Below are 22,621 nucleotides of genomic sequence, written 5' to 3'. Positions count from 1 at the left end.
TCAATATACGCTAACCCTTTCCGATACTTCAATTTAAAATACATCAATTAAATCTCCAGCATTATTTTTCAGCTTATCTACGGAGTGAATGTACCTATTAGTAGTAGCTAGATTTTTATGTGCAGCAAAATCCCTAACTTTCTCTACTGTAGCCCCTGCTAAAATTGCTAGTGTAATAGCTGTATGCCTGGTAGAATGAACTCGTAAATCTTTATCTATACCTGCATTTTTGCATACTCTTTTTATCATGTAATTTAAAGTGCTTGCATCTAATTTTTCTTTATTATTCCCATTAGTTGAATGTCCAATAAATAAATACTCCTCGCCACTAGATAACTTATTTCTTTTAGTCAACCTAATATATTCATTTATCATAGTAAGAACGTTCCCTTGAATTTTTACTATATCCTCTTTACCGCCTTTTCTTATTACTTTTACTACATCATAACCTGTATGCGTTGTAATATGCTTTATCTTAATATTTATAATCTCAGATTTTCTTAAAGCAGTTGTTAAAGCAAGTACTAATATAGTTTTATTTCTATGTCCTAATATAGTGGATGTATCTATACTATTTAATAAGACTTTACACTCTTCTTTTGTTAAAAACTCAGTTTCCTTATTATTTATCACTGGTTTTTCTTCTTTTAAATTTCCAAAAGGATTATATTTAATTATATGAATGCCTGTAGAATTATCTTGATATTTTAATAACCACTTATAGAGAGCACTCAATGATGATATTTTCCTGTTTATAGTAGCAGAGGACATATTTTCATTCATTAAATTCATTATAAAATTTTGCGAATGTAGTATAGATACCTTTTTAATATCTTCTATAGTGATGTCATAAATAGAACTTACGCAAAAAAAATCTTTTATATCTCGTTCATAGCTTTTAGCAGTATATTTACTTTTTCTAGACTTGATTTCAAGAAAATACCATATAAAATTTTTGTTATCTAAAGTCAAATCTGAATTATAGTTGAATTGTGTAATATTGTTTATCATATGTATTCCCCTTTAATATTTTTTAAATTTCTATACATTTTAAAAAGCTGCAAACAGTAAGTTAGCAGCTTTTTAAAATATACAGGCTATAATTATTCTTCTAAATCATTAATTAAGTTTACTATTTCTTCTAAAGCTAATTTTTCATCATCACCATTAGCTATAACGTTTACAGTTGTATTAGGACCGACTCCTAGAGATAAAATGCCTATTAAACTCTTAATATTAGCTTTTTTGCCCATATATTCTATACCTATATCTGATTTAAAAGACGCGGCTTTTCTTACTAATAATGTAGCTGGTCTAGCATGCAATCCTTTAGAATTACTAACGAGAACTTCCTTTGTTACCAATTAACTTCACCTCGATACTTTATTTATTATTGCATGCGATAATATAAAATATCTTATCTATTAACGCATGCTATTATAATATCATTAAAAATCATGTAAATCAATTTTTAATATTTTCAACAAACCTCGCTATTCTATCAAGTCCAATTTTTATATTTTCCATAGAAGTAGCATAAGACAATCTTATAAAATTATCTACTCCAAATGCTATACCTGGTATAACAGCAACTTTTTCTTTTTCAAGTAAAATATCTGAAAAAGCAATCGAATCTTTTATAACTTTTCCGTCGATTGATTTATTTAAAACATCCCCTATATTCACCATAACATAAAAAGCGCCTTCAGGTTTTATGCAAGATAAATTATTAATGCTATTAATTTTTTCCACCATATAATCTCTTCTTAGCTTAAATTGTCCAATCATTTTAGCTATATCATCTTGATTTCCATTTAAAGCTTCAACTGACGCATATTGCGCAATTGAATTGGGATTTGATGTAGTATGACTTTGAATATTAGACATTAACGATACTATTTCCGTGCTGCCAGCAGCATATCCTATTCTCCATCCTGTCATAGCGTAAGCCTTAGAAAGGCCGTTGATTACGATAGTTCTTCTGTAAGCATCCTCTGAAAGACTTGCTATACTAATATGGTCATTACTACCATACAACAATTTTTCATAAATTTCATCCGATATTATGATTAAGTTATTTATTTTTGCAAAATCAGCAATTTCCATAAGTTCTTCCTTTGAATATACGGTACCTGTAGGATTATTGGGACTATTTAATATTATTGCTTTAGATTTAGGCGTTAATGCTCTATTAAGGCTCGCTATTGTTAATTTAAATTCATTAATTTCTTCTGTTTCTATATAGATAGGTTCTCCATCTGCTAATTTAACCAATTCTGGATAACTTACCCAATATGGAACTCCAATTAAAACTTCATCTCCTGGATTTAAAATAGCTTGAAATACATTAGCTAAGCATTGTTTTGCTCCAGCTGAAACTATAATTTGAGCTGGTGTGTAAGTTAAGTTGTTTTCTCTCTTTAACTTTCCAATTATTGCCTGTTTTAGTTCAATAATACCTGAAGCCGCTGTATATCTTGTCCTGCCTTCTTTAATTGCTTTTATAGCTGCTTCTTGAATGTTTTTGGGTGTATCAAAATCAGGTTCACCAGCACCAAATCCTATGACATCTATGCCCTCAGCCTTCATTTTTTTAGCCTTTGCAGTTATATCTAGTGTTAAAGATGTTGTTATTTGCTTTGCTTTTTTAGATAATACCATTTTTCTTACCCCCAATACTTATATTAATTTAATTCTTATGATACTAATATATCACTTTTTTTTTGTGATGTAAATGAAGCAACCTGATTCCACATTACATACTTTTCCAAATAATATGTAATATGAAATAAAAAACCCTCTTAGGGTTTAGAAATATTCTAAATCTCAAGAGGATTTAATCTTACATTTAATTATTTAGCATAGTCAATAGCTCGTGTTTCTCTAATTACATTTACTTTAATTTGACCAGGATATTCTAGTTCATTTTCAATCCTTTTAACTAGATTTCTTGCCATTTCAACAGCACCTGCATCATCAATTATTTCTGGTTTAATCATAATTCTAACTTCTCTTCCAGCTTGAATAGCATATGACTTTTCTACACCTTCATAAGAATTTGCAATTTCTTCTAATTTTTCCAATCTTTTAATATAAGCTTCTAAAGTTTCTCTTCTTGCACCTGGTCTTGCCGCTGATATAGCATCTGCCGCTTGAACTAGTATTGCTTCAAGGGATTCTAACTCAACGTCACCGTGATGCGCTGCAATAGCATTTACTACAATAGAGGACTCATGGTGTTTTTTAGCTATTTCTGAACCTATAAGCGCATGTGGACCTTCAACTTCATGATCTACAGCTTTACCTATATCATGAAGTAGACCGCATCTTTTAGCGAGTGTTGGGTCAATTCCAAGTTCAGATGCCATAAGTCCAGCTAAATATGAAACTTCTATAGAATGCTTTAATACATTTTGACCATAACTGGTTCTGTATTTAAGCCTTCCAAGCAGCCTGATAATTTCCGAATGAAGTCCATGCACTCCTGTTTCAAAAGTTGCTTGTTCTCCTTCTTCTTTTATGTCACTATCAACTTCTTTTTTAGCTTTTTCTACCATTTCCTCAATTCTAGCAGGGTGAATTCTTCCATCCACTATTAGTTTCTCAAGTGCTATTCTAGCAACTTCGCGCCTTATAGGATCAAATGCTGAAAGAATTACTGCTTCAGGTGTATCATCTATTATTAAATCTACTCCTGTAAGCGTTTCTAGAGTTCGAATATTTCTACCCTCTCTACCTATTATTCTTCCTTTCATCTCATCATTAGGAAGCGAAACCACATGAACTGTTGTTTCTGCTACATGATCGGCTGCACATCTTTGAATAGCATAAGTAATAATTTCTCTTGCTTTTTTATCAGCTTCTTCTTTTGCCTTAGTTTCAATTTCTTTAATCATAATTGCAGCATCGTGTTTAATTTCTTTTCTAATTTCATCTAATAAAACTTGTTTTGCCTCATCAGATGTCAACCCTGATAATCTTTCTAATTCTCCTCTTTGCTTTGTGTATAAATCTTGTACACTTGCTTCTAGCATTTCACTTTCTTGTTGTTTTTTATTAAGATTTTCTTCTTTTCTCTCCAGCACATCACTTTTTTTATCTAATGATTCTTCTCTTTGGATGTTTCTTCTTTCTAACCTTTGAACTTCATTACGTCTTTCTCTTGATTCTTTTTCTAAATCAGTTCTAAGTCTGTGAACTTCTTCTTTGGCTTCTAAAATAGCCTCTTTCTTTTTTGATTCAGCATCTTTTACACTTTCATCAATAATTTTTTTAGCTTCTTTTTCGGCCTTGAAAATATTTGCTTGAGATATATTTTTTCTAATATAAATTATAACAAAAATACATGCTAAAACAACAACCAAAATAGCACAAACTACTATGAGCATTGTTTGACTTTTAGTATCCATTGATTATCAACACCTCCTTTGCTTATTTCAAATCTATTTAAGAGTAAATATGAAAGCTAGAAAAGGTGCTATATTTAATTGGTAACAATTTAAATATACTAAACCAGTATTTGTATTTATTTTATATTACTTTTCAGTTAATGTCAAGATTTTAACGTTTAAATAAGTCTTTATTCTTACTATTATATAGTAGTTATGATAAACTTTAGCATATTGCATCATAGAATGCAATGCCTGATACCATAATAATATTCCTTAATTATAAGTTAAAGAAAAAAAGCAAGTAAAAACTTGCTTTTATGCTTCTTTTTTACTTGCTTCTTTTTTGCTAACTTCTTTTTTACTAGTCTCTGCGTTCTTGTATAATGGTAGGTTATGTTTTGCTCTAATTTTGTTTTCTATCTCTAACATAACCAAAGGGTTTTCTTTAAAATATTGTTTTGAATTTTCTCTTCCCTGTCCAAGTCGTATATCTCCATATGAGAACCATGCTCCACTTTTTTGTACAATCTCTTCTACAACTCCTATATCTAGAACATCGCCCTCTCGAGATATGCCGTGACCATACATAATATCAAATTCAGTTTTCTTAAATGGAGGAGCTACTTTGTTTTTAACTATTTTTATTCTTGTTCGATTACCCATAAATTCATCGCCTTGTTTAATTGTATCTATTTTTCTAATATCTAGTCTAACAGATGCATAAAATTTCAACGCTCTACCACCAGGGGTTACTTCTGGGTTACCAAACATTACTCCTACTTTTTCTCTTAATTGATTTATAAATACAAGAACACATTGGGATTTATTTATAGAACCCGCAAGTTTTCTTAAAGCTTGCGACATAAGTCTTGCTTGGAGTCCTACATGGGAGTCTCCCATTTCGCCTTCAATTTCAGCTTTAGGCACTAAAGCTGCTACCGAATCCACTACGATAACATCTATAGCCCCAGAGCGAACTAAAGCCTCTGTAATCTCTAACGCCTGTTCACCAGTATCTGGTTGTGATACTATTAAATTTTCTATATCTATTCCTAGTGCTTTAGCATATTCAGGGTCTAAAGCATTCTCTGCATCTATAAATGCAGCTGTACCACCATTTTTTTGAGCTTCTGCAACTATATGAAGTGCAACTGTAGTTTTACCTGAAGATTCTGGTCCAAAAACTTCTATTATTCTTCCTCTAGGTACACCACCTATGCCTAGGCCTATGTCAAGTCCTAAACAACCAGTGGAAATAGCCTCTATATTTAACTTACTATTTTCTCCAAGTTTCATTACAGAGCCTTTTCCGAATTGTTTTTCTATTTGACCCATAGCTACTTCTAGCGCTTTTAATTTTTCATTATTCATAAATTTCCCCTGCGGGTTCACCATCCTTTTTCGACGAACGTTTGTTCTGAATTTAAGTATACACCATTTATTTTATATGGTCAACATACAAAGCAATATCTGCCATTTTCATTTACTAAAGAAATCCTTTTATTTGTATTATTAACAAACTCTAATAATTTAATCACTTATCGACTCTAATTGTACCTTTGTTTTTTACAAAATAGTCAACACCAGATATTATTGTAATAATTACTGCGGCAGCCATGAAAATATTGGTTAACGCATTTAATAACGTATTTGCGTAAGATAAATTTATCAATGCTGTAATTATAGCTACTATTTGAATAACGGTTTTAAGTTTCCCCCATTTACTAGCCGCAATTACTTTTCCCTCTGAAGCAGCTATTGTTCGAAGTCCTGAAACTGCAAATTCTCTAGCAATTATAATCATAGCTACCCAACTAGACACAATCTGAAGCTCCACTAATGAAACAAGTGCAGCAGTTACTAAAAGTTTATCTGCTAGAGGATCCATGAATTTTCCGAAATTAGTTATTTGATTTCTGCTTCTAGCTACATAGCCATCCAACTTATCAGTGAGAGATGCTACTATAAAAACAATTGTCGCCAGTTCTCTTCCATAAGGTATTCCTTTAACCGCCATAAATACTAAAAATATAGGTACTAAAAAAATTCGAATCATTGTAAGTTTATTTGCAAGATTCATAGCACACAACTCCTATTAAATCATATTCTAACGCTTTGGTAACCCTTACTGTTACGAATTCTCCCTTATTATAATCTTTGTCAGATTCAAAGAAAATAGTTCCATCAACTTCTGGTGCCATTTCATAACTTCTACCAAAATAAGTTTTACCATTAAATCCTTCTACTAAAACTTTGTAAATTTTGTCTATTTTTTTACTATTTATCTCTTTTGATATATTTTGTTGCACAATCATTAATTCTTCTTCACGTTTTTCCTTTATTTCTTCTGGAATTTGATTTTTCATCTCTGCAGCTGCAGTACCATCTTCCATTGAGTACTTGAACACTCCCAATTTATCAAATTTAGTTTCATTAATAAACTGTTTCAATTCTTCAAAATTTTCTTCCGTTTCTCCTGGAAATCCAACGATTAATGTAGTTCTAAGGGTTAATCCCTTAATACCCTTCCTCATCTTATTTATGTTTTCTGTTATGATATTTTTTCTTCCTTTCCTTTTCATGGATTTAAGAAGATCATCGCTTATATGTTGAATTGGTATATCTACATATTTGCAAACTTTATCATTTAAAGAAATTTCATTAATAATATCATCCGTCATTTCTTCTGCATAACAGTAAAGTACTCTAATCCATTCAATCCCACTTATTTGAGAAATTTTTCTTATTAATTTATGTAGGTTTTTTTCACCATATAAATCTATCCCGTATCTAGTGGTATCTTGAGCAACTAAAATAATTTCCTTGCAACCATGTTCACTTAAATCCTTAGCCTCTTGTATTATATTCTCCATTTTTCTGCTTCTATATTTTCCTCTAATATTTGGTATTGCACAATATGCACAAGCATTATCACAGCCCTCGGAAATTCTAATATAAGCAGAGTATGTTTCTGTAGTTAATACTCTTTGTCCTTCATTAATATTATCATCACTATAAGTGCAATGTTGTACTTTAATATTTTTTAAAAGAACCTCTTCTATACTACTTACTAACTTGTCATAATCATTAACACCGAGGATTATATCAAGTTCTGGCATCAATTCAATCAGATCCGACCCATAACGCTGAGTAAGGCAACCCGTCGCAATCAATACTGTGCAATTATATTTCTTTTTGTATTCTGACATTTCTAGAATAGTGTCTATTGATTCTTGTTTTGACGATTCTATGAATCCACAAGTATTCACTAAAATTATATCTGCTAGTTTAGGATCATTTGTCATATCATATTTCCCACTTAAACTGCTTATTACAATCTCACTATCAATTCTATTTTTATCACAGCCTAAATTTATAACTCCAACTTTTAATTTTTCCACCAGTCATCCTCCTTGTTTATCAACCTGAGTAACTCCTATTTACCAAATATCATACTACTTGTTTGACTCTTTATGTAAATAATAGCTAATTATTTTTATCTTCCTACATTTGTACCCATAAATTATTGTAAATGTGATTTGCAAATTAAACAAGGGTATTTACAATTATTCTTACATTTTTTTTTTATTGTTCCTTTAACTCACTATCACTTAATAATATTTCCCTAGGTTTGCTTCCATTTCTACCTGATATAATCCCTCGTTCCTCCATTTGTTCAATAATTCTTGCTGCTCTATTATACCCTATTTTTAGCTTACGTTGCAATAAGGAAGTAGATGCTTGTCCATTTTCAACTACTATTCTTATTGCTTCATTTAATAATTCATCAATATCATCATCAATACTTTTATTATTTGAACTACTCTCTATTTCATCTATTATTTCTTTTTCATAGTTTACTTCTGTCGTCTGATTCTTTATAAAATCAACAACTCGTTCAACTTCTTCTTCTGACACAAAAGCTCCTTGTATTCTAAATGGTTTAGCCTCTCCAACCGGATAAAAAAGCATATCACCTTTCCCAAGTAATTTCTCTGCACCAGAGGAATCCAAAATTGTTCTTGAATCTATTTGACTCGAAACTGCAAAAGATATTCTTGAAGGTATATTGGCTTTTATTACACCCGTAATAACGTCAACTGATGGTCTCTGCGTCGCAATTACTAAATGCATTCCTGCCGCTCTTGCCATTTGCGCAAGTCTTCCAATATATTCCTCTACATCATTAGCACAGACCGTCATTAAATCTGCTAACTCATCAATTATAATAACAATCCACGGCAATTTATTTTCAACAATGCCTTTATTTACTAATTCATTATATCCTTCTATACTTCGCACATTGTTTTCAGCAAAACTCTTGTATCTTCTTGACATTTCGTTTACAGCCCAATTTAAAGCACCTGCAGACTTTTTGGGATCTGTTACAACTGGTATTAATAGATGAGGTACCCCATTATAAATATTTAATTCGACAACTTTAGGGTCAATTAATAATAGCTTAACCTCCTCTGGAGAATACTTATAAAGTATGCTTATTATTAATGAATTTATACAAACACTTTTTCCAGAGCCTGTAGCCCCTGCTACCAGCAAATGTGGCATTTTTGTTAAATCCGAAACAACACAGTTACCGCCTATATCTTTTCCTAAACTAAAGGATAAATTTTTGTTTGAAGCTGAAAATTCATTAGATTCTATTACTTCTCTTAAGTATACTGCGCTTAACTCTTTATTTGGTACTTCAATGCCTACAGCTGCCTTACCAGGTATCGGTGCCTCGATTCTTACCCCGGAAGAAGCTAAATTCAGTGCAATATCATCTGCTAGATTTACAATTTTACTCACCTTAACACCAGCATTTGGTTGAAGTTCAAACCTTGTCACTGAGGGTCCTTTTGTAACTTGAATAACCTTTGCTTCAACTCCAAAGCTACTTAGTGTCTCTTGTAGCTTATTGGCACTATTAAGCAATTCTTTTTTATCGTTTTTATTCATTTTGGAAGTATTATTTTCATTTAATAAATCTACAGTGGGGTATTCATATTTATAGTTTGGCTTTGAATTTACACTATTTAATTGAATTTCTTTCTCCAACTCTTGGTTGATAGAATTATCTATATGCCTTTCTTTTAAAGTACGTGCATTGTCATTCCTAACACCACTAACAGTTTCTTCTTTATTTAATCCTTCCGCATCTGTAGCAATTTCATTTGATTTTATAAAATCGATTATTTTAATTTTATCGCTGCTAATATCTTTAATAAATTTATTTTTTTCTCCATTTGGAACTACTAATTCTTCTTGCTTATCATTATTTTCTATATATAAATCCTTACTATCATTTTTACTCGCAGTCTTTTTAATAATAAATTTATCCTTTAAATAAAAAAAGACATCATTAAGCGATACGTTTAATATTATAATAAAGCATATAACATAAATAGCAATAAAAATTATATAGCTACCCGCAGCTCCAAATAGTGTATGTAATAGTACATCAATTGAATAACTAATAATCCCACCATGTAGTACACTTTCTGAATTGTATATCTTATTTATTCCGAGCAAAAAATCTCCTTTAGTGTAATACTTATTTAAAGATAACATTTGTATAAATAATAGTGTATTTATTATAAAAAGTATTATTCCACAAAACTTCTTACTAAAATTTATCTTACCTTTCTTAACGATTTTGCAAATACCAATAAATACTATAAGGAACGGCGAAAGATATGCACCCACTCCTAATATTGCAAAAAGCACATGATTAATCAGATTACCTATCATACCTGATATGGAATTAGAATTTGAACCCCTAGTTGAGAAGATACTTAATAAAATTAATATGCCTATTGTTATTAAAATAATTCCATAAATTTCACTATTAGCATCTACATTACTTGCAACTTTAGATTTAGTTTTAGTTTTTTTTCTAGCCAAAGTATCACCTCTATCCTTATTATTTCTACAAAGTTTAGAAATCTCCTCTAACTTTCAATAGATTTATAAATCAATTTTAAACTAGTTATATAAAAAAATTATTAGATTATATTTGTCATAGTAACAAATCATTAAAAATAGACATAAATAGGCTATTTTAACCTGTTTATATCTAATTTATTTTTAACCTATCATTTCGTTTAATTTTGATAATGCCTCACTAATGCCACCAACCTCATCTATTAACCCATTATCAACTGCTTGTTTTCCTATAAGTATAGTACCCATATCATTTAAAAGCTCATCAGTTTGAAGCATTAATCTATTTACCGTTTCCTTATCAATCTTAGAGGTTCTAATAATAAATTCTGTTATTCTTTCTTGCATTTTATTGAAGTATTCAAAAGTTTGAGGTACCCCTATTATTAGACCATTCATTCTTATAGGATGAATTATCATAGTTGCAGATGGGGAAATGAATGAGTACTTAGCTGCTGTTGCCAGTGGTATACCTATTGAATGGCCTCCACCTACTACAAGTGATACAGTTGGTTTGCTAAGGCTTCTAATCATCTCTGCTATTGCAAGACCCGCTTCCACATCTCCTCCTACAGTATTTAAAACTATAAGAATACCTTTTACTTTATCATCCCTCTCCATAGCAATTAGCTCTGGAATAACATGTTCATACTTAGTAGTTTTTGTTTGAGGGGACAACATCATGTGTCCTTCTATTTGACCTATAATAGACAAAACCTGAATTTTAGTATCCTGAGTTGGGATGTTAGTTGTTCCCAGTTCTTTAATATTTTCAACCTGTTCATTTACGTTTTTTTCAGTTTTCAACATTTTCATTCCTCCTAATCCATTTTATTTTGTGCATTAAGAGAAACTATATACATTTTTTATCCTAATTTAAATTCCCTGTGTAGAGCGTTAATTGCTTTTTCAACATATCCTGTTTCTACAAGGCACCATATAGTCATATTAGAATCTGCTGTTTGCAGTACTTCAACATTTTCTTTAGTTAACGCCTTAAGTATTCTCGCCATAACGCCAGGCATACCTCTCATTTTTGAACCTATAATTGAAAGTTTACTACAATCCTTCACAAATGAATAGGACATATTAAGGTCTCTTATTAAATCAGCAAATTTAGTAAAGTCTTTTTCATCAATAGTAAATATTTTTTCCTTAGGAAAAACATTTATAAGATCTATACTTATAAGATTCTCAGCTAAAATATCAAATATATCATCATAACTAGAACCTGAATTTTCACATATTTTTATTTGAATTCTATTATTCATATGCGTAATACCTGTAATTATATTTTCATAACCTTCATTTCCCAAATTACTAATTACTGTTCCATCACAATCATTCATAGTATTTTTTATTACTAATGGTATATTATACTTTCTAGATATTTCAACTGCCCTTGGGTGTATAACATTTGCTCCTTGATCTGCAAATTGAAAGATTTCATCATAACTTATTTTTTTTATTAAAGTCGCTTCAGAAACTATTCTTGGATCCGCTGTCATAATCCCATCTACATCAGTGTATATTTGAGTCTGAGAGGCCTTAAGTGCTGCCCCTAGTATTGCAGCAGTAACGTCACTCCCACCTCTCCCAATAGTCGTAACATAGGCATTTTCATCCATGCCTTGAAATCCTGCTACTACTGGGGTTTTCCCTTTTTGTAAAATATCCAATATTTTTTTTGTGTCCACATTAAGTATTGCTGCATTGTTATAATTAGAATCTGTGATTATACCTGCTTGTCCACCAGTTAAAGGCACAGCATCAATTCCACTATTATTTAGTTCGCTACACATTATTACAGTGCTTATAGTTTCACCACAACTCATTAGCAAATCTATTGCTAATGGATTTGCTACTTTGAAATTATCATCTACCAAAGATAGCAATGTGTCTGTAGCGTAAGGCTCACCTTTTCTTCCCATTGCAGATACTACTACCACAGGAAAATATCCTTGAACCTTTGCATTTAAAACTTTGTTTACTACAAGCTTCCGCTTTTCCTCTGTTGAAACAGATGTACCTCCAAACTTTTGCACTAATATCTTCATTTCTGTCCTCCAAAATTATATATGAGATTTTTTTAAAAATTCATTATCAACATCAATTATTATAGTTCTGGAACCAATTTTTTTAACATATTCCCAAGGTACTTCAATAATATCATTATTTTTTAAAAAACTAAATTTAGAGCTTCCTTCATTTATAATTAAAAATTTTAAAAGCCCATTCTCATCAATAACTACATCATTATTACCTAAATTGCTATATTTGTCACCATCATTGATATTGATAATTTCATATCTTTCCATTTCACTATACAGTTTTATATTATCTTCCATATTATCATCTCCTTAACAACTCTCATAAAATACTATGAAATCTGTTAAGGATTTATGCATAATTTCTACATTTTTATAGATAAATTTACTTATCCATAGAAATAATATTACCTTTAAAAACTTTTTTAAGCATCTCTTTTTCTTTTCCTACATATGCAGAATTTATTATACCTTTTTCAAAAGTTTTTTGCATGACAGAATTTACCCTTTCCATGTCTATTTCATTGATTTTTCGCAATACGTCTTCTGGCGTATTAATTTTGTTCATAAACATTACTGATCTCCCATTACTAAACATTCTACTGCTTGTGCTTTCAAGCCCTAGGATATAACTACCCTTTAACTGCTCTTTAGCTTTACTTAACGTTTCATTGTCAATTCCGAGTTTAGCGAATTTACTAACCTCTTCTTTTATTGCATTAATAGCAACTTCCACGTTCATTGGACTGAGTCCCGCATAAACGCTTACAACTCCTGTGTTTTTAAACGTAGATATATAACAGTAGATTGAATAGCACAAACCTAGCTCTTCACGGATTTTTTGGAATAGCCTTGAGGATGCTCCTCCGCCTAATATATTGCTTAGTAAGATTAACGTGTATGTATCATCATTTCCAAGACCTACACCAGGTATTCCAAGACTCACATGGAATTGCTCAATATCTTTTTTTCTGAAATAATGTTGATTTAATATTTCAGGGCTACTATATTTAGTAATATTTTTGTCTTTACAACGCCATTTACCAAAATACTTTTCAACAAGACTTTCTATCATTTTCATGTCAAATTTACCTGAAATAGATATTACTGAGTTTTCGGGTATATAATGCGAGTCAATATAATCTGCTATCATTTTTCTACTAAAAGATTTTACAGTATCAATCGTTCCTAAAATCGGTAACGAAATAGAATCTGCACCCCAGATTGCTTTTGTGTGTAAATCTGCTAAAACATCTTCTGGCGAATCTTCACTCATATTTATTTCTTCAACAATTACGCCTTTTTCCTTCTCAATATCATCTTCTGATAAATTACTATTGAAAATCATATCTGAAAGAATATCTAAGGATAGTTCTAAATGAGTGTCTAATGCTTTTATATAAAAACATGTAGCTTCCCTACCTGTAAAGGCATTTATTTGACCACCAACATCTTCAATCGCTTCAGCAATTTGTTTTGCAGTTCTATCACACGTTCCTTTAAAGAGCATATGCTCAATAAAATGTGATATCCCACTGCTAGTTATATTTTCATTTCTTGACCCATTTTCTACCCATAAGCCTACACTAACCGAATTTACATACTCAATATTTTCCACTACAACTCTTAACCCATTATTTAACTTAAACAAATTATACATATGCGCCTCTCCTTAATGAGAATTTATATTTACTATGTGCATATTAAGGCAATATTATTAAAAAAAATAAAAAGGCATCTAAGCCCTTCTATTATTATTCTTTATCTTTGTTTTCATTTTCATTTTCGCTATCTTTCATAGCATCTCTTCTCGAAAGATTTACTCTTCCTTGATTATCTATTTCCATTACTTTTACTAATATTTCATCACCAACTGAAACTATATCTTCTACTTTATTTACTCTTGTAAAATCAAGTTTAGAAATATGCACTAGGCCTTCTTTATTAGGAAGTATTTCAACAAAAGCTCCAAAAGCAGCAATTTTTGTTACTTTTCCTAAATATATTTCTCCTACTTTAACAGATTTAGTTAGTTCTTCGATAATTTTTACTGCTTTATTGGCACTAACGCTGTCGCTCGACATAATTACAATTTGTCCATCGTCATTAGTATCTATTTTAACGCCGGTTTCTGCTATAATTTTCTTTATAGTTGCTCCGCCTTTACCTATTACGTCCCTAATCTTGTCTGGTGCTACATTTAGCACATACATTCTAGGAGCATAAAGTGACATTTCACTTCTTGGTTGCGGTATACATTCGTTCATTTTTTCTATTATATGAAGTCTAGCTTTTTTGGCATCTATAATTGCAGTTTTAATGCAATAATTAGATAATCCATGAAGCTTTGTATCAACTTGTATAGCTGTAATACCTTTAACAGTTCCAGCTACTTTAAAGTCCATATCTCCAAAGAAATCTTCTATGCCTTGAATATCCGTTAATACTTTTTCTTTAGATAAGTCAGCGTTTGTAATTAGCCCCATTGCGATACCCGCAGCAGGTCTTTTAATAGGAACCCCTGCATCTAATAGTGCTAAAATACTTGCACTTACACTAGCTTGAGATGTTGAACCATTAGAACTTAATACTTCTGACACTACACGAATAGCATATGGGAATTCTTCTATAGATGGTAAAAGTGGTTCTACTGCTTTTTCTGCTAGTGCTCCATGACCAATTTCACGTCTTCCAGGTCCACGCATTGGCTTAGTTTCTCCTACGCTATAGGCTGGAAAATTGTAATGATGCATATATCTTTTAGTATCTTCAGTACTTATTCCATCTAGTATCTGGGCTTCTTTTAATGCTCCGAGTGTTGCAACTCCCATTACTTGAGTAAGTCCTCTTGTAAATAAACCAGTACCATGAGTTCTTGGAAGTATTCCTACTTCACAACTTATTTGTCTAACTTCATCAAAAGCTCTTCCATCTGGTCTTCTATTTTCATTTAACATCATATTTCTAACTATTTCTTTTTGAATATTATAGAAAACTTCACCGATATCTGATTTTTTATCTGCGTATTTTTCATTAAATTCAACACTTATTTTTTCTTTAATTTCGTCCACTTTTTTGTTTCTCTCATCTTTATCCATTATGTACATTGCTGTTTTTGTCATATCAACTGAAAATTCTCTTACTTCACTTTCGAGAGTTTCATCTATTTTATTTAATAAAGGTATAACTTTTTTCTTTCCAAACTTAGCTACAGCTTCTTCTTGGAAAGCTACAATTTTTTTACATGCTTCAAAAGCAAAGTCAATTGCATCTATCATTACATCTTCAGGTATTTCGTCTCCATTTGCTTCTATCATTGTTACATTATCTTTTGTTGCACAAACTGTAAGTTTCATAGAACTAGCACTTCGCTCTTCTACAGTAGGACTCAATATAAATTTACCATCAATTAAACCCACTGAAACAGTTGCAACAGCATCCGTATAAGGTATACTTGATAAACATAATGCCAGTGACGCTCCGTTCATAGCAAGTATCTCAGGTGAATTATCTTGTTCAACTGACATTACTGTACAAACAATTTGGACATCATTTTTATAGCCTTTAGGGAATAATGGTCTTAATGGCCTATCAATACCTCTTGCTGTTAAAATTGCTCTTTCTGATGGTCTTGCTTCCCTCTTTATGAATCCCCCTGGAATTTTACCAACAGCATAAAGTCTTTCTTCATATTCTACACTTAGTGGGAAGAAATCAATACCATCCCTTGGTTTTTCTGATGCATTTGCATTAATTAAAACTACTGTTTCTCCATAACTCATGACTATTGCACAGTTTGATAGCATTCCAACTTTACCATATTCAACTTTAAGATTTCTGCCTGCTACAGTAGTTTCTATAATATGAATCATATATTTGCCTCCCTTCAATTTGCACTAATATTATTAGCTAATTGTATATATTTCCCCTAATCTAAAATAATAGAGCGGCTAAGCCGCTCTGAATTATTTTCTTAGTCCGAGTTCTGCAAGAATTGCACGATATCTTTCGATATCTTGGTTCTTTAAGTAACCGATCATACCTTTTCTTTGTCCAACCATCATTAATAGACCTCTTCTTGAATGGTGATCTTTTTTATGGATTTTCAAATGTTCATTTAACTCTTGAATTCTTTCAGTAAGTAGTGCGATTTGCACTTCTGGAGAACCTGTATCTCCTTCATGTCTTGCATGTTTTAACATTACTTCTTGTTTTTTAGCTTTTTGCATTTTACAACACCTCCGAATATAATCCCCATATTCCAAGTACACCGTTGGTGATTCGGTGAACTTAGCATAAGGTTCAAATCAATTATAACAAACTAAGATTAAATTGTAAATTAATTTTTACATCTTAGCACTTATTTTTCTATTTTTTGATTTATTGCATATTCCTTATCCTTTAAAAGTTGCTTTTTTAATTCATCAATAGAATTAAATTTAACTTCATCTCTTATTCTGTTTATAAAATAAATTTTAACTATTTCATTATAAATTTTTTTATCAAAGTTCAAAATATGCGTTTCTACTGATAGCTTGCCACCTTCTACAGTAGGATTGTAACCTATGTTGGTTATAGCTCTGTAAAAGTTATTATCATACTCCGCTAAAGTATAGTACACCCCTCCCTTAGGAATGATATACTCTTTATTGTAATTTAAATTTACAGTTGGAAACCCAATAGTTCTCCCAAATTGTTTTCCCTTAATTACTTTCCCACTAATAGTGTGTGGTCGTCCTAAAAGCTCATCTGCTTTAGTGATATTACCCTCCGCTATTAGATGGCGTATTTTTGAACTACTTACAATTTCATGGTTAATACTAACGGCTTCACAAACATATAGTTTATATCCTAAAATAGTACTATATGTTTTAAGCATTTCTACATCACCTAAATTTTTATATCCAAATCTATAATTAAAACCAACAACTATTCCCTTTGCATTATAAAACTTCACCATATTTTTTATGAACTCTTCCGGAGTTATCTTCATAAAATCCTTATTAAAATTAACTAAGTTAACAATATCAATACCAGTGTTTTTTAACAAATTTATTTTGGTGTCATTATCCATTATCAACTTTGGACAAATTTCCTTGTTAATAACAGACAATGGATGATTTTTAAAGGTACAAATCATACTTTTAGCATTATTTTCTTTTGCTAATACTACTGTTCTATTTACAAGAGACATATGCCCTAAATGGATGCCGTCAAAACTTCCTAAAGCAATGTACGTTGGTTCTTTAAGTTTTGTTTTAAAATTATCTTTTATAACTAACATTTTAATATACTCCTATATAAATGATTTTATTAGCTTAACACTATCATTACTTCTATGTGCAATTCCAACAAAGTCATTATCTTTATTATATATATTATATATTATATCAACTTCAAATTTGCGAGTTAGTGCTCTATCTTTTACTACAACACCATTTAATAAGAATTTAACAAATCTATCTTCTATGGTAATTTTACTATTGTTTTGAAAAATCTTTTCTATAGGCATAACATGTTTGTTTATGTTTTCCTCGTTTAAATCTTCAATATTTATAGCATCTTCAATATGAAATGGCCCTGTAGCAATTCTTTGTAAATTCCACATCATACCACCGCATTTTAATAATTGCCCAATATCATAACATAGACTTCTAATATATGTACCCTTAGAGCATTTAACCCTAAACTTTACGTAAGGTGTTTTAATATCAATAATATCTATATCATAAATTACTAAAGTCCTTGCTTCTCTCTCTATTTCTATTCCAGACCTTGCCAATTCATAAAGTTTTTTCCCATTAACCTTTAGAGCTGAGTACATAGGAGGAATTTGTTTTATTTCACCTATAAATGAATTAATAGCGCGAATAATTTCTTGTTCGGTTGCATTAACTTCACTTTCACTAAGAATCTTACCTTCTCTATCATATGTATCTGTAATAACTCCCAACTTTAATTCAGCTTCATAAATTTTAAAGTCACCCATTATATAGTCAATAGCCTTCGTTGCTTTTCCTATACAAACAGGTAAAACCCCGCTAGCCTCAGGATCTAGAGTGCCAGCGTGGCCTACTTTTTTTACATTGCTGATTTTTCTTATTTTACGTACTACATCAAAAGAAGTAATTCCGGTAGGTTTAAATACATTTAATATACCGTTCATTTCATCAACTCTTTTTCTAAAATTTCTATTAATTTAACTTTAATATCATCAAAATTTGCTTCTGCATAAAAACCTGAAGCTCTAATATGACCTCCACCACTAAAACCTTCTGCAATTTTACTAACATCTACTAAAGACTTAGATCTTAAACTTACTTTAACACCATTCTCAGCTTCTTTTATAAGAATAGTAACTTCAACGGTATCTATTGAATCACCAAAAGTAATAACATCTGATGTATCCGAGGACGCCAAATTGAATTTTCCAAGTACATTTTTAGATATATGCATAATACAGACTTTACCATTGAGTTCTACTGTCATATCACTAATAATTTCTCCATAAAATTTTATCTTTTCAAATTTCTTATTTTCAAAAATTTTTCTATGGATGTTACTGAAATCTATACCTGTATTTATAAGTTCACCAGCGATACCATGAGTTACTGCTGTGGTATTCGAATGTCTAAAGCAGCCTGTATCTGTAAGTAAGGAAGTATACAAACATGTAGCTATTCCTTTGTCTAATTCTACATGGAGAAGTCTAAGAACTTCGTATGCAATTTCTCCCACTGCAGAAGATTTTGTATCGACAAAATTTAAATCTCCATATAAATCATTAGATAAATGATGATCTATATTTATTAATTCAAACTTTTTGTTTTGCATACATAAATTAGCATTAATTCTTTTAAAATCACCACAATCTAACACTATTACACATTCCGTATCCTTTAACGGCTGACTTGTTTCACCATTAATTTCATCAGAGCAAGGCAAAAATAAAAAAGTTTGCGGAATAACTTCTTTTGAAATTATATATACTTCCTTGTTTAATTTTCTAAGACCAATAAGCAGCGCTAATGCGCTACCAATTGAATCACCATCTGGTGAAGTATGAAAAGTTATAGCAATTTTTTTGAATAACTTAATTCTGGTAACAATATCATTAATCTTCATTGTTATCTTTTTCGTTGCCATCTTCCTCATTTATATCTTCATCATTCTTAGTTTTTTCTTTTATTTGATTAAAAATGCCTTCTAAATGTATTGCACGTTCTATAGTTTCATCTACCTCTATAATAACCTGAGGAACATGTCTTAACTTAACATGACTCCCTATTTCTTTTCTAATGAGACTAGTTGAACTTTTAAGTGCTTGAAGTGTTTCTTTCTTAGCATTTTTGTCACCAAATATACTAACATAAATTTTTGTATAGCTTAGGTCTTTTGTTGTGTCTACTTTTGTTACACTTACCATAGCACTTAATCTTGGATCCTTTATTTTGTTTTGAATTGTATTGCTTACATCTTTTTTAATTTCTTCATTTATTCTACCATTTCTATAACTAACCATACAATTCACTACTCCTTATACTTATATTAATTTTGGTTTTACTTCTTCCATTATGAATGCTTCAATAATGTCGCCTTCTTTAATATCATTGAATTTTTCTACACTTAATCCACATTCAAATCCAGCAGCGACCTCTTTTGCATCATCTTTAAATCTTTTTAAGGAAGCTAAAGTTGATTCAGTAATTACTATTCCATTTCTAAGTACTCGTACACTACTGTTTCTCGTGATTTTACCGTTCAATACATAAGACCCTGCTATTGTTCCTACACTTGAAACTTTATATATTTGTCTTATTTCAACTCTACCTAAGACAACTTCTTTATATACAGGATCGAGCATTCCAACCATTGCATCTTTTATATCATCAAGAGCGTCATAAATTATTCTATAGGTTTTAATTTCTACATTTTCTTTCTCACCAATTAAAGAAGCATTATTATCTGGTCTTACATTAAACCCTATAATTATTGCGTTTGAAGCTGCTGCAAGTACAACATCTGTTTCTGTAATAGCGCCAACTCCAGAATGGATAACCCTTACTTTAACATTATCAGTAGATAATTTTTCGAGAGATTGTCTTACAGCTTCTACAGATCCTTGAACATCAGCTTTAACAATTACACCAAGTTCTTTAACAGATCCTTCTTGTATTTGGCTATATAGGTTTTCCATGGAAACTCTATTACTAGATTCAAAATGTTCTTCTCTTAAATTTGTTTTTCTAGTTTCTGCCATATTTCTTGCAGTTTTCTCATCTTTAACTACATTAAATCTATCTCCAGCTGCTGGAACTTCAGATAATCCAAGTATTTCTACTGGTATAGAAGGTCCTGCTGTCTTTATTTTGTTACCCTTATCATCGAACATTGCTCTTATTCTTCCATAAGTTGAACCAACTATTATAGAATCTCCAGCTTTTAGTGTACCATTTTGCACGAGTAAAGTAGCAAGTGGTCCGCGACCTTTGTCAAGTTTAGCTTCTACTACAGTTCCTTTTGCAAGTCTACTAGGGTTTGCTTTTAGCTCTAACATTTCTGCTGTAATCACTACCATTTCAAGCAAAGTATCTATACCCTCTTTAGTATGAGCTGATACTGGAACACAAATTGTGTCTCCGCCCCAATCTTCTGCTACAAGTCCATGTTCTGTTAATTCTTGCTTAACTTTATCAACATTAGCTCCTGGCCTATCTATCTTGTTTATAGCTACTATCATTGGTACCTTAGCCGCTTTACAGTGATTTATAGCTTCTTCAGTTTGTGGCATAATACCATCATCTGCAGCTACAACAAGTATAACTATATCTGTTATTTGGGCACCTCTTGCTCTCATTGCTGTGAAAGCTTCGTGACCAGGTGTATCTAAAAATGTAATTTTTTCACCATTAATATCGACAGTATATGCACCTATATGTTGTGTTATTCCGCCCGCTTCTGTTTCTGTAACTTTAGCTTTCCTAATACAGTCAAGTAGCGATGTCTTGCCGTGATCAACATGACCCATAACTGTAACAACTGCTGGTTTTTTGTCTGTATCTATTTCAACTTCAACATTTCCGAAGTCTTCTTCATCAGCAATTTTTCCTTCTTCTTCATCTTTTAGTACAGCAAGTGCACCATATTTTTCTATTACTTTTTCAGCTGTAGCGAAATCAATTTCTTGATTCATCCCAGCCATAACACCTATAAAAATAAGTTGTTTTATTACTTCTACATAAGGTCTCTTTAACGTATCAGCTAAGTCTTTAACTGTAATAGTACTTTTGATTACTACAACTTCATCATCTATTGCTTCAACGGCATTGTTTCCGCTTCCTAATTCATCTCTACCTTTTCTACCTCTTTTTCTAATAACAACTTTATTAGCATCTTCATTAGCTAAGTTTTCATAGTGTTCCACTGTTTCATTTTTATTATCCTTAAGTCCTGAATTTTCATCACTATAAAGTTCCTTTATTAACTCAGCATCTTCTTCCTCAATCACACTCATATGATTTTTGGCCTTTATACTAAACTCTTCTAATAGTACATTAATTAATTCTTTACTTGACACTTCTAACTCTTTTGCTAATTCATATATTCTGACTTTTGCCAAATCATTCACCCCCGAAATTTAATTTATTCATCATTTTCATTCCATAAGCTTAATAGCTTATTACTCATTTTTTTGTCATTTACGCACAAAACATTGATTTCTGCTCTACCTAAGCACTTGCCTAAAGTCTCATTGGATATTCCTTCTATAAGAGGTATAACCCTTTTGATAGCTAATCTTCTAAATTTATCTTTAGTATTGGTAGCGCTCTCCTCTGACAAAATTATGAGGGTCCCTCTCCCGTGTGATAGTGCATCTTCACATTGATTGTACCCTTCAATAAGTTTGCCTGCCTTTTTAGTTAAACCCAAAAATTGAAAAAATTTATTGTTCATGATTTACCTCATCCTCGTAATTTATCTTATCCCTTAGTTTACCATAAATTTCTTCACTTATTTTTTCACCTAAGTTTCGCTCTAATCTTTTTGTTTTAAAAGATTTTTCAAAGCATTCCATATTCTTACAAACATATGCGCCTCTACCTGGTTTTTTTCCTGTTAAGTCTATAGAAATTTCGCCTTCTTTGCTATGAACTATGCGTAATAATTCTTTTTTGCATTTCATTTCCATACAACCTGTGCACATGCGCTGAGGTATTTTTTTCACTTTCATAAAGCTAT

The 22,621-nt window shown here is 31.1% G+C and carries 21 protein-coding genes; all 21 read right to left on the bottom strand.

The window, feature by feature from the left end:
• Positions 1-33: 33 nt before the first annotated feature.
• Entirely contained in the window at positions 34-1,011 is a 978-nt protein-coding gene (locus ACWJJ2_RS02270) for a tyrosine-type recombinase/integrase (protein WP_462952924.1), read from the bottom strand.
• 92 nt (positions 1,012-1,103) lie between these two features.
• On the bottom strand, positions 1,104-1,364 hold the full coding sequence (locus tag ACWJJ2_RS02265) for an HPr family phosphocarrier protein (RefSeq protein WP_165412193.1): 261 nt from the start codon (positions 1,362-1,364) through the stop codon (positions 1,104-1,106).
• Between the two features lie 100 nt (positions 1,365-1,464).
• Positions 1,465-2,661: a pyridoxal phosphate-dependent aminotransferase gene (locus ACWJJ2_RS02260; protein ID WP_462953762.1), complete on the bottom strand. Its 1,197-nt coding sequence runs from the start codon at positions 2,659-2,661 to the stop codon at positions 1,465-1,467.
• A 191-nt stretch (positions 2,662-2,852) separates the two neighbouring features.
• Entirely contained in the window at positions 2,853-4,409 is a 1,557-nt protein-coding gene (rny, locus tag ACWJJ2_RS02255; RefSeq protein ID WP_224578977.1) for a ribonuclease Y, read from the bottom strand.
• Between the two features lie 297 nt (positions 4,410-4,706).
• The gene (gene recA, locus ACWJJ2_RS02250; protein WP_165412191.1) at positions 4,707-5,762 is read right to left on the bottom strand and encodes a recombinase RecA; all 1,056 of its coding nucleotides are present in this window, start codon (positions 5,760-5,762) and stop codon (positions 4,707-4,709) included.
• A gap of 163 nt (positions 5,763-5,925) precedes the next feature.
• The gene (gene pgsA, locus ACWJJ2_RS02245) at positions 5,926-6,471 is read right to left on the bottom strand and encodes a CDP-diacylglycerol--glycerol-3-phosphate 3-phosphatidyltransferase (protein ID WP_216303072.1); all 546 of its coding nucleotides are present in this window, start codon (positions 6,469-6,471) and stop codon (positions 5,926-5,928) included.
• Complete coding sequence (gene rimO, locus ACWJJ2_RS02240; RefSeq protein WP_216303073.1) at positions 6,455-7,792, bottom strand: 30S ribosomal protein S12 methylthiotransferase RimO; 1,338 nt, start codon at positions 7,790-7,792, stop codon at positions 6,455-6,457. Before rimO ends, pgsA begins: the two co-directional genes overlap by 17 nt.
• A gap of 184 nt (positions 7,793-7,976) precedes the next feature.
• Complete coding sequence (locus ACWJJ2_RS02235; protein WP_462953761.1) at positions 7,977-10,295, bottom strand: FtsK/SpoIIIE family DNA translocase; 2,319 nt, start codon at positions 10,293-10,295, stop codon at positions 7,977-7,979.
• Positions 10,296-10,478: 183 nt separating this feature from the next.
• Positions 10,479-11,144 (bottom strand): ClpP family protease, encoded by a 666-nt coding sequence (locus tag ACWJJ2_RS02230; RefSeq protein WP_258280654.1) that lies wholly within the window; start codon positions 11,142-11,144, stop codon positions 10,479-10,481.
• A 56-nt stretch (positions 11,145-11,200) separates the two neighbouring features.
• The gene (gene dapG / locus ACWJJ2_RS02225) at positions 11,201-12,391 is read right to left on the bottom strand and encodes an aspartate kinase (RefSeq protein ID WP_462953760.1); all 1,191 of its coding nucleotides are present in this window, start codon (positions 12,389-12,391) and stop codon (positions 11,201-11,203) included.
• 15 nt (positions 12,392-12,406) lie between these two features.
• Positions 12,407-12,682 carry a YlmC/YmxH family sporulation protein gene (locus ACWJJ2_RS02220; RefSeq protein WP_165412185.1) on the bottom strand — a complete coding sequence of 92 codons (276 nt, stop codon included), beginning with the start codon at positions 12,680-12,682 and terminating at the stop codon, positions 12,407-12,409.
• Positions 12,683-12,767: 85 nt separating this feature from the next.
• A complete protein-coding gene (locus tag ACWJJ2_RS02215) occupies positions 12,768-14,042 on the bottom strand; it encodes a M16 family metallopeptidase (RefSeq protein ID WP_216303076.1) in 1,275 nt (424 codons plus the stop codon).
• A 94-nt stretch (positions 14,043-14,136) separates the two neighbouring features.
• Positions 14,137-16,254: a polyribonucleotide nucleotidyltransferase gene (locus ACWJJ2_RS02210; RefSeq protein ID WP_216303077.1), complete on the bottom strand. Its 2,118-nt coding sequence runs from the start codon at positions 16,252-16,254 to the stop codon at positions 14,137-14,139.
• Positions 16,255-16,347: 93 nt separating this feature from the next.
• Positions 16,348-16,611, bottom strand: a complete 264-nt coding sequence (rpsO, locus tag ACWJJ2_RS02205; RefSeq protein WP_165412182.1) for a 30S ribosomal protein S15 — start codon at positions 16,609-16,611, stop codon at positions 16,348-16,350.
• A gap of 131 nt (positions 16,612-16,742) precedes the next feature.
• Positions 16,743-17,666: a bifunctional riboflavin kinase/FAD synthetase gene (locus ACWJJ2_RS02200; RefSeq protein WP_462953759.1), complete on the bottom strand. Its 924-nt coding sequence runs from the start codon at positions 17,664-17,666 to the stop codon at positions 16,743-16,745.
• 12 nt (positions 17,667-17,678) lie between these two features.
• Positions 17,679-18,548: a tRNA pseudouridine(55) synthase TruB gene (gene truB, locus ACWJJ2_RS02195; RefSeq protein ID WP_220285891.1), complete on the bottom strand. Its 870-nt coding sequence runs from the start codon at positions 18,546-18,548 to the stop codon at positions 17,679-17,681.
• A complete protein-coding gene (locus tag ACWJJ2_RS02190; protein WP_462953136.1) occupies positions 18,545-19,507 on the bottom strand; it encodes a DHH family phosphoesterase in 963 nt (320 codons plus the stop codon). The genes truB and ACWJJ2_RS02190 overlap by 4 nt, the downstream gene beginning before the upstream one ends.
• Positions 19,497-19,904 carry a 30S ribosome-binding factor RbfA gene (rbfA, locus tag ACWJJ2_RS02185; RefSeq protein WP_216303080.1) on the bottom strand — a complete coding sequence of 136 codons (408 nt, stop codon included), beginning with the start codon at positions 19,902-19,904 and terminating at the stop codon, positions 19,497-19,499. Before rbfA ends, ACWJJ2_RS02190 begins: the two co-directional genes overlap by 11 nt.
• A gap of 21 nt (positions 19,905-19,925) precedes the next feature.
• Positions 19,926-22,001: a translation initiation factor IF-2 gene (gene infB, locus ACWJJ2_RS02180; RefSeq protein ID WP_216303082.1), complete on the bottom strand. Its 2,076-nt coding sequence runs from the start codon at positions 21,999-22,001 to the stop codon at positions 19,926-19,928.
• A 23-nt stretch (positions 22,002-22,024) separates the two neighbouring features.
• A complete protein-coding gene (locus ACWJJ2_RS02175) occupies positions 22,025-22,339 on the bottom strand; it encodes a ribosomal L7Ae/L30e/S12e/Gadd45 family protein (RefSeq protein WP_187351404.1) in 315 nt (104 codons plus the stop codon).
• Entirely contained in the window at positions 22,326-22,613 is a 288-nt protein-coding gene (gene rnpM, locus ACWJJ2_RS02170; protein ID WP_462953758.1) for an RNase P modulator RnpM, read from the bottom strand. The genes ACWJJ2_RS02175 and rnpM overlap by 14 nt, the downstream gene beginning before the upstream one ends.
• Positions 22,614-22,621 lie beyond the last annotated feature (8 nt).

This window comes from Clostridium sp. CM039, assembly GCF_055081075.1.
This window is presented reverse-complemented; position numbering and strand designations above follow the sequence as displayed.

Coding starts and splice junctions, on each gene's coding strand:
- ACWJJ2_RS02270 (WP_462952924.1), bottom strand. CDS start 1,011: ATGATAAACAATATTACACAATTCAACTATAATTCAGATTTGACTTTA.
- ACWJJ2_RS02260 (WP_462953762.1), bottom strand. CDS start 2,661: ATGGTATTATCTAAAAAAGCAAAGCAAATAACAACATCTTTAACACTA.
- rny (WP_224578977.1), bottom strand. CDS start 4,409: ATGGATACTAAAAGTCAAACAATGCTCATAGTAGTTTGTGCTATTTTG.
- recA (WP_165412191.1), bottom strand. CDS start 5,762: ATGAATAATGAAAAATTAAAAGCGCTAGAAGTAGCTATGGGTCAAATA.
- pgsA (WP_216303072.1), bottom strand. CDS start 6,471: ATGAATCTTGCAAATAAACTTACAATGATTCGAATTTTTTTAGTACCT.
- ACWJJ2_RS02230 (WP_258280654.1), bottom strand. CDS start 11,144: ATGTTGAAAACTGAAAAAAACGTAAATGAACAGGTTGAAAATATTAAA.
- dapG (WP_462953760.1), bottom strand. CDS start 12,391: ATGAAGATATTAGTGCAAAAGTTTGGAGGTACATCTGTTTCAACAGAG.
- ACWJJ2_RS02220 (WP_165412185.1), bottom strand. CDS start 12,682: ATGGAAGATAATATAAAACTGTATAGTGAAATGGAAAGATATGAAATT.
- ACWJJ2_RS02215 (WP_216303076.1), bottom strand. CDS start 14,042: ATGTATAATTTGTTTAAGTTAAATAATGGGTTAAGAGTTGTAGTGGAA.
- ACWJJ2_RS02210 (WP_216303077.1), bottom strand. CDS start 16,254: ATGATTCATATTATAGAAACTACTGTAGCAGGCAGAAATCTTAAAGTT.
- rpsO (WP_165412182.1), bottom strand. CDS start 16,611: ATGCAAAAAGCTAAAAAACAAGAAGTAATGTTAAAACATGCAAGACAT.
- ACWJJ2_RS02200 (WP_462953759.1), bottom strand. CDS start 17,666: ATGTTAGTTATAAAAGATAATTTTAAAACAAAACTTAAAGAACCAACG.
- truB (WP_220285891.1), bottom strand. CDS start 18,548: ATGAACGGTATATTAAATGTATTTAAACCTACCGGAATTACTTCTTTT.
- ACWJJ2_RS02190 (WP_462953136.1), bottom strand. CDS start 19,507: ATGAAGATTAATGATATTGTTACCAGAATTAAGTTATTCAAAAAAATT.
- rbfA (WP_216303080.1), bottom strand. CDS start 19,904: ATGGTTAGTTATAGAAATGGTAGAATAAATGAAGAAATTAAAAAAGAT.
- rnpM (WP_462953758.1), bottom strand. CDS start 22,613: ATGAAAGTGAAAAAAATACCTCAGCGCATGTGCACAGGTTGTATGGAA.